We start from the raw sequence: 8287 nt of genomic DNA, 5'->3' as shown, positions 1-8287 counted from the left end.
ACAATTATATGGACTTTATCGTTCATAAAGCCCGTCAGTCCCGAAAAAGTGCCATGACGGTCGATAAGAGCGGTTCATAAAGCCCGTCAGTCCCGAAAAAGTGCCATGACGGTCGATAAGAAAGGTTCATATAGCCCTTGAAGAGTGAAATCGACGTCAGAAGGTGTATCTTCATCTCCAATGAATTTCAAATTAAAAAAGTATACAATATATATTACAAGACCTAACTAAAAAGGATGTAACCAATGGATTGGAAACCAGATCGAGAATCAAAAGTACCCATTTATAAACAACTTGCTATGTATATTGAAAACGGGATCGCCGATGGGACTTTTCCCCATGATAAACCCTTGCCTTCTGAAAGAGGTTTGGCGAAGGAGCTCGGGGTAAACAGAAGCACCGTCGTTTCGGCCTATGACGAATTGGAATCCAATGGACTCATCGATCGGAATCGAGGCAGCGGAACAACGGTCAGCAAAGATATTTGGGGGTTGGCCAAAAAACGGATTCCCAGCTGGAACAGATATATTGAGGCTGGGTCGTTTCTGCCGAATGTTCCCGTCACGCAAAGAATACATAAAGAAATGGCCGACCATAAACTCATCAATTTAGCCAGCGGGGAACTGTCTCAGGACCTATTTCCGCTCACCTCACTAAGAGAGATTACGGCCAACAGATCCTTTATCGGAACCTTGGGTTATGACCATCCGCAGGGGAATGCGATTTTTCGCCAGACCCTTACGAATCATGTGAAACAGTTTCGCGGCATCGAAACCAATCCATCTAAGATCTTAATTACATCGGGAGCACAGCAGGCCTTGCATCTGGTGGTTCAATGTTTGTTGAAGCCAGGCGATGCCGTGGCGATTGAAAATCCTTCCTATCATTACAATCTGCCTGTATTTAAATCAGCGGGAATTAAAACCTATTATTTAAATGGGGACAAGGACGGCATAAACCCAAATGACATCACCACTTTATATAAAAAACATAGAATCAGAATGATTTTTTTGAATCCTATTTTTCAAAATCCTACAGGAACGCTAATGCCCGTCGAACGGCGAAAAAAGATTCTTGAATTATCCTCTGAATATGGGATTCCGGTCGTGGAAGACGATCCGTACAGCCTAACCTCTTTCACAGGAGAAAAAATTGAAACGCTCAAATCATTGGACCAGCACGGGAATGTTTTATATATAAGCTCCCTGACAAAAATAGTGGCATCAGGTTTGAGGATCGGCTGGATTATTGGACCAAAGGCGGTAATCGAAAGGCTAGCAGATGCCAAACACCAGGTCGACTTTGGACATGCCAGTTACTCTCAATGGATTGCCAATGATTTTTTAGAATCAAAGGAGTTTGAATCCCACATTGAGAATTTAGTGAAGCAGTTAGAAAGCCGAAGAGACCAAATGGTTGCCAGCCTTGACTCCTTTTTAAAAAATCAGGTCGATTTTCATATTCCAGAGGGCGGCATTCATTTGTGGTGCAGGATCAAAAAAGAGTTCAATGAAACCCAGCTGTTAGAGGAATCGATTAAAAGGGGAGTCATCTATGTTCCTGGGTCAACCATGGGGACGGAGAAGGGATTTGTCCGGTTTACTTTTGCTAGGGAAAAGGAAGAATTGATAAATGAAGGAATAAAGAGGTTTGCGGATGCTCTAACGGTTGTTTCAACCTAATGTGTATTCTCCTCGAATTTCACAACTTGCCGAAATTAGGACATTTTCTAATTGTATGGTACACTTTAATTACCATTTGATTTACTGTTTTTCAATGTTCCCTGCTCATTTGTGAGTGGGGTTTTTTTATAAAAAAAAAGCCTCTAAAATTTAGAGGCTAATTCTATATTTAGATTATGCTTTACGAACGTTAGCTGCTTGTGCACCACGTTGACCTTGTTCAACGTCGAAAGTCACTTCTTGACCTTCTTCTAATGTTTTGAAGCCTTCGCCTTGGATAGCTGAGAAATGGACGAATACGTCGTCTCCACCTTCACGCTCGATGAATCCGAATCCTTTTTCGCCGTTAAACCATTTTACTTTGCCTTTTTCCATTTTTGTTGCCTCCTAGTGTGTTTGTACACACAATGTAATACTATCCTTGCCCTCAGTGATCTTCAAGACGAAAGTTGGTACTATAATACTTTCTTTCCACCGAACAAAAATAATTCCTCTTTATAGTAGCACTATTCAAAAGTATTCGCAAGGAGACGACCGGCTATGGGCACCAAAAGTGGCAGTATATCCTAAATAAATAGTGGAGGATACTGCCCAGATACCTTTATAGAGAATGCTTTCCGGTTGCGAATATAATCATTTAAAGGAAAAAAGAACCTGTTTGTTATTTATATTTTCTTTGTTCCAAAATCACTTTTTTCACATAAGCTTATGGGTAAGGAGTGGAATGTTATGAAACAGGGACAGTTTGATACCGAAACGCTTAGGCTTATTCGAAATAGACTTGATTATGTTAACTCCATTGCTAAAAGGTACAACAGTGATAACCCTGAATTAATGGACACAATTGAAAGCTTAGCTTCAGTGGCAAACATGTTTGCAAGGATAAAATTAGAAGAATTAACCGGTAAACTAGAAACACCGAGCCCACAAGGTTACATTGTTAGCAGGCTAGGAAATTCATACTCAAGAATGAAAGAGTATGAAGAACAAAAAGACAAAGAGTTTCCAGACTGGAAACTCTGATTTTGAGGTAACAGTTTTCTATAACTGTTGCTTTTTTTATAAAAAAAAGACAGACAAACTGTCCGTCTTTTTTAGAAAATCACCTGGTACTAACCTACGACGTTTTGGAGGCGATCAGAGAACAAACTATAGGCAATTACTTTCTTCTTATATTGTTTAACAACATCAACTTGATCCTTATTGTGATACAAATATATCGTCATATCTTTTTTACCATATTTAGTTTCAATAACAATGGGGGTCCGATGATTCTCTGGATATAAATAAAATTCTTCGGTCCCAGGATATATATATTGCTGCTTTATAAAAGTAGCCTCGTTAAAATCATTAATAATTTGAATTTTGTCTGCCCCTTCTAGCCGCTTCCCGTCAATGGTTATGGTTACATTCTCCTCACTAAGTTTCGAATGGATTTCAAACTTTCTGATCAGCCAGTTCACAGGGCCTGTTGGAAGGCAAGTCATTGCAATTTTAACCATACTAATAAGAATGATCGAAAGTACGGTCCAAGTCATGTTCATCATCTCCGGTAGTTCTAAATTAGGTTAGGTCAACCAAATGTATATTCCTAATGAAATTAAAGCAATGAAAATAATTACGACATATATTAAAGTTAAATTTGTTGTATTCCTTTTTGTCGAACCGCTATAGTTTTCGTCGGGTTTCCTCGTAAGTACTAGTGTTGAAACCACCGAAAAAATTAAGATCAAAATGACCAAACCAATCATTATATTCATGCTGCACCTCGCATTAATGTTATAAATTAATAACAATAATATAATAACGCAGCCGGACCGTTAATCAACCATCCAATTTACCTGAAAAATAACCATCCACTTGATGGGTTTGTTTTACAAGCAAAAAAATAAGCTGCACCACTGGCAGCTTACTCCCGGTCAAACAAATTGTGTCAAGATCTGATTAAACCGATCACGCTCTTCCCAGAAAGGGCCATGGCCGCTAAATTGAAACGGGACAAGGTGTGAATTTCTTATCTTCCGATTCATTTCTTGTGCTTGTGCAAACGGAATCACTTTATCATGAATGCCGTGAATAATTAAAGTGGGCGCATTTATTTTAGGAAGATCTTCAAAAAGCGTTTCATCTCTTAATAATACAACGACTGCCGCGGTCGACCAGCCAGCCGCCTGTAACCCCATTTGAAAAAACCAGTCTGAGAATCTTGGTGTTATATACTGAAAGAAAAAGCCATCTGTCACTTCCTGCATCATCTTCGGGCGATCGTTTAAGGTTTCCTTAAGAAATTTATCGGCCGTTTCCCTTGTAAAGCCTGTGGGAGCGGCAGCATCAACAAGGACGAGCCTGGATACTCCATAACCGTTGTAGCGGGACATATATCGAATCGCAATCGCTCCCCCGGTAGAGTGCCCAACGAGTGTGAAATTTTGCAATTGTAATGTACCAACAACCGTGCGAATATCATCTGCCAGTCTATTATAAGTGTATCCACTGATGGGTTTATCCGAATTCCCGAAGCCTCTCCAATCGATCCCGATACAGCGGTATCCCATTGCAGGAAGAACATCAAACTGATATTCAAACTGTTTATGGGAGAGCGGCCAACCATGGATAAATACGATGGTCTTGCTGCCGCTTGGGTTAATATCCTCAACATATAAATTCACACCCGGTTCTACCGTAACAAAGTATCCCATCCCGATTCCTCCGTTATTCATATCGTACTAAGCATAATATATTCATTTTGGCAAACATGGGTGAATACCTATACCGGTGCTAGGTTCTCTAACCTAAATACGGAAAAAATGATGTATCCCTTCTAAAAAAACGAAGTATAATTTAAGAAGATGAAATGGAGGAAATGAAGATAAAACTAGTTGTCCCCCTTAGTTTTTATCTAATTGCCTCTTTGCAAAGGAGCTACGATCCATGTTCAGTAATCCAATCTAAATTCCCCCCTCATTGAAAAAAATTAATAAAATGGGGGATTATTTTGAAACGTAATCGTGATTTTCTTTTCCTCATGTTGGGCCAGTCACTGGCCAACATTGGGGATGTGTTATACGTTGTAGCTGTGATCAGTTTTATTTTTGAAACAACCAAATCTGCCGCAGCCTCGGCCATCGTGCCCTTTACCATTACCTTCGCCATGTTTATTTCAAGCATCCTGACACCAATTCTAATTGGAAGGGTGAATCTGAAAAAACTGTTGGTGGGTTCACAAATAGGGAAAACGGTTATTTTGTTTGGGTTAAGTGCATTTATGATGAGCGGCTTAGCACTAACCAATTATTATTTTGTTTTTTTCATGATAGCGGGAATTGCGCTCCTGGACGGCTGCGCCAATCCCATTAGGCAGACGCTAATTCCTTATTATGTGGAAAAAGAACATCTAATCAAGGCGAATGGAATAGCGGAAACCATAACACAATCGATTCAGATCGGGACCTGGTTTTTCGGCAGTCTATTATTGGTTGTGTTTAGTCCCAATCAACTAATCTTGTTGGTTGCTGTGTTATTTGTTTTATCGAGTTTTATTTTAGCTTTATTAAAAAATGTAGACCACAAAGCGGAACGGCAAGAAAGAATGCGGGATTTAATTACACAAGGCTGGCAAACCATTCGTGTTACGCCTGTATTAAAAACGTTGGCGAAAATGGAATTCTTTGAAGCAATTGCAAACTCCGTTTGGATTGCGGCCATCTTAATTGTCTATGTCAAGCAGGCATTGAATACACAGGAGCAGTGGTGGGGTTTCATTAACAGTGCCTTTTTCATCGGATTAGTTCTGGGGAGTTTGTTGTGTGTGAAGTTTCCTCGGTTTTTAGAACGAAATCAGTATAGATTTATTATGGTTGGCACCGTATTGAACTGTTTTTTTACCATTCTCTTCAGTTTAACCAGTGTTCCTTTAATCGCTTTGTTGTTATCGGCCTTGATTGGCGTTTTTGGGCAGTTGAAAAATATCCCGCAGCAAACCATCATCCAAACGAGTATTCCAAAAGAACAATTGGCCACAGTGTATACGTCTTTTGGCACCATTACAACAGGAACATTCGGTGTTGGATCATTGATCATGGGGCTTTTATCTGATTACTTTGGAGTGCGGAGTGTCTTTGCTGTTTCGGGAGGGCTGCTTGCTGTGGTTTTTGTGATCGTGTTCAAAAATAGTCGGATTTTAAAAGGAAGTATTCATCGAGGATAAGCAAAAAGAGAGGAATTGCTGCGGCAATTCCTCTTTCTTAATTTGAGGGTTTACTGGGAATTAGTTATGATTCGCTGATAAAAGTCTTTAATCCGCTGATAAATGCGCAAAATCCGCTGATAAAAACTCAAATCCGCTGATAAATCCGTTAAATCCGCTGATAAAATGTTTAGTCCGTCAATTTTATACTTCAATTTGACCTTTTAAGTGCTTCAAAAGCGAAAACCTATCTCTTTCTGGCAATTTTGAATCCATTTTCTATTTTTTCAAAACCAATTTTAGGATAGTATTCCATAGCAACAGGGGAGGCAAGCAAGATTAGAGTTGCTTCTTCTCCGATTTGTTCTTGAACTAATCGGACCAATTCCTTTCCAATCCCCGTTTTTTGATACTCTTTGTCAACCGCTAAGTCAGATAAATAGCAGCAGTAGCTGTAATCCGTTAACGCCCTGGCTATTCCAATGGGCTTTTCATTTACCCATGCTGTTATCAAAATATCGGCATGGTCAATCATTCGTTGCAGTCGTTGTAAGTCGTCAGAAGGGCGGATGATTCCTGATGCTTTAAAAACAGCTGACAGATCTTCAGGGCTGATTTTCGTGCTAATTTTGTAAGTGATTTGAAAAATATTTTCCATAAGTTCGATCCTCCAATTAAAGGTAATAATCGAATTTTATGAAATAACCTTCCAAATTGTAAGTTCCAGAAATTACTTTTTTAATGGTACCAGTTATAACTCCAGGCCTTAAATTTTCGGAACATATTGATCACGATGACGCAGTCCGCGGTCGTCCTGCCGGCCTTTTGGGACCAAATCTAGAAACTGGTAGGTGATATTCATCATGTCAATGCCCCGGGCATAAGTCGAGTAGGTATGAAATATATTTTCGTCCTCATCTTTGTAAAAAACACTCACGCCTTCCCTGTCCGTACTCATCGGATTTTGAAGGGTATAGTTGTAATAGGCTTGTTTTTTCTCGACTTCTTCCTCAGTAAAAGAGGCTTGAAAATCATAATTAAAATCTGTTTGTCCCGATGAAAACCATGGGAAGGTCCAACCCATTCGCTTTTTGAATGCTTCCAGTTTTTCTAAAGGGGCACGAGAAAGACAGACAAAGGAAACATCACGGTGATTTAAATGCGGAATCATCCCGTTGTAATGAATCAGTTGACTTCTTCCGGCAAATAAGTCTGCCAGCGACATTTTACCGTTGGGCCCCTCGAATGTATAAGACTTGCTGACGGCTTCCCACGGCAAATCTCGTCTCTGGTGGGTGAGTTCATCCCTTAGTTTCGTAAATTCCTTTTCTTTTTGCAGCAGTTCTTTCCGCGCTTCGAGCCATTCGCTCCTTGGCAGAACTTTGTGTTCCATAACAACACCCCAAAATCTCGTTTTCCCACTTATTCTATCCAAATTAATATCTCCTAAAAATGGAATTTTATAGTAAAATGTAAGCAAGGACGAATTAATCTTAGGGGGCGGGTATATGATTACAAATACTTTAGTACCGCTAATAATATTAGCTTTAATTGTTGGTGTAGGATTTCTATTAGTTAGGGTGTTAAAAAAATAATACTACTCAAAACATGTGGTGACCAAAGAGTGATTCCAATGATCGCGCTGGTTTGTTAAGAAATTGTAATTTTCTTCATAATCGTTCTATTTGGATAAAGAGGATTAATACAATGTAGAGAATTAAATCAGAGGGGGGTGGCAAGCGTTTGTCCATAATCTGATTTTGCCGAGGGAATGTACGGTCACATTTGCCGAGTGTTTAAAATCTCAAATGAGGGGGTAGTCTTTTTGACTTACGCTTCGTTTCTTAGATTTACTGGTTGGTGTGCGATTATTTCGGGAATTCTTACAGTCTCATTAGCTATATGGTATAACACTTCGATGGAAGCATTTGGATCATACGTTGATTTAATTTCCATGCTTTTTCTCGCACTAGGCCTCGTTGGACTGTATCTTCGCCAGGCGAAAGAATTTGGCATATTCGGTTTTATCATATTCCTATTGGTATTTTTCGGTTCCATCATGTGGGCCGGGCATGGCTGGACCGTCTCCTTTTTAGTTCCGTCTATAGAAGACTCTGCTCCAGCGATATTAGACGATCCATCTGACTTATTAAATACAGGTGTCGCACTTTCATTATATCCATTCTTTATTGGCGTTTTATTATTCGGTCTTTGGACAGCAATAAAAGGTGTTCTTCCACGCACGCCAGCTATTCTCTTGGTCATTGTCCCTATACTCGACTTTTTTCCCTTTGGATCCTACGTTGCGCAGCCACTTGCAGGTATAGCAATCCTTTGGCTTGGCTATTCACTTTTGAAAGGAGCAAGTCAGGAAGAAACCAATTAAATAAGAATACAAAAGGTCAGCTGGATAACGAAA

9 protein-coding genes are annotated in these 8287 nt (G+C 39.7%); 4 read left to right on the top strand and 5 right to left on the bottom strand.

Going from position 1 to position 8287, the window contains the following annotated elements; translation table 11 throughout:
- The first annotated feature begins 245 nt into the window (after positions 1 to 245).
- Positions 246 to 1682: a PLP-dependent aminotransferase family protein gene (locus tag ACIFOT_RS21485; RefSeq protein ID WP_430067593.1), complete on the top strand. Its 1437-nt coding sequence runs from the start codon at positions 246 to 248 to the stop codon at positions 1680 to 1682.
- A gap of 174 nt (positions 1683 to 1856) precedes the next feature.
- On the opposite strand, the gene ACIFOT_RS21480 is transcribed toward ACIFOT_RS21485, so the two are convergent.
- Entirely contained in the window at positions 1857 to 2057 is a 201-nt protein-coding gene (locus tag ACIFOT_RS21480) for a cold-shock protein (protein ID WP_430067590.1), read from the bottom strand.
- 354 nt (positions 2058 to 2411) lie between these two features.
- Here ACIFOT_RS21480 and ACIFOT_RS21475 point away from each other — a divergent pair, with 354 nt between their 5' ends.
- Entirely contained in the window at positions 2412 to 2705 is a 294-nt protein-coding gene (locus ACIFOT_RS21475; RefSeq protein ID WP_430067588.1) for a hypothetical protein, read from the top strand.
- A gap of 89 nt (positions 2706 to 2794) precedes the next feature.
- Here the strand turns inward: ACIFOT_RS21475 and ACIFOT_RS21470 are convergent, their stop codons facing one another.
- Positions 2795 to 3220, bottom strand: a complete 426-nt coding sequence (locus ACIFOT_RS21470; protein WP_430067585.1) for a YfmQ family protein — start codon at positions 3218 to 3220, stop codon at positions 2795 to 2797.
- A gap of 381 nt (positions 3221 to 3601) precedes the next feature.
- Positions 3602 to 4381 carry an alpha/beta fold hydrolase gene (locus ACIFOT_RS21465; RefSeq protein ID WP_430067583.1) on the bottom strand — a complete coding sequence of 260 codons (780 nt, stop codon included), beginning with the start codon at positions 4379 to 4381 and terminating at the stop codon, positions 3602 to 3604.
- A 296-nt stretch (positions 4382 to 4677) separates the two neighbouring features.
- On the opposite strand from ACIFOT_RS21465, the gene ACIFOT_RS21460 reads away from it, so the two are divergent.
- A complete protein-coding gene (locus tag ACIFOT_RS21460; protein WP_430067580.1) occupies positions 4678 to 5889 on the top strand; it encodes an MFS transporter in 1212 nt (403 codons plus the stop codon).
- 226 nt (positions 5890 to 6115) lie between these two features.
- Here ACIFOT_RS21460 and ACIFOT_RS21455 read toward each other — a convergent pair whose 3' ends face one another.
- Together ACIFOT_RS21455 and ACIFOT_RS21450 are read right to left on the bottom strand one after the other, a co-directional pair.
- The gene (locus tag ACIFOT_RS21455; protein WP_430067577.1) at positions 6116 to 6526 is read right to left on the bottom strand and encodes a GNAT family N-acetyltransferase; all 411 of its coding nucleotides are present in this window, start codon (positions 6524 to 6526) and stop codon (positions 6116 to 6118) included.
- A 108-nt stretch (positions 6527 to 6634) separates the two neighbouring features.
- Positions 6635 to 7261, bottom strand: a complete 627-nt coding sequence (locus ACIFOT_RS21450) for a DUF899 domain-containing protein (protein WP_430067574.1) — start codon at positions 7259 to 7261, stop codon at positions 6635 to 6637.
- 432 nt (positions 7262 to 7693) lie between these two features.
- Between ACIFOT_RS21450 and ACIFOT_RS21445 the strand changes: the two genes are divergently transcribed.
- Positions 7694 to 8254, top strand: coding sequence for a hypothetical protein (locus ACIFOT_RS21445; protein WP_430067572.1), 561 nt, complete (start codon positions 7694 to 7696; stop codon positions 8252 to 8254).
- Positions 8255 to 8287: the final 33 nt, after the last annotated feature.

The organism is Neobacillus sp. NRS-1170 (genome assembly GCF_050468025.1).
The sequence above is the reverse complement of the archived record's forward strand: the minus strand, read 5'-3'. Positions and strand labels throughout refer to the sequence as shown.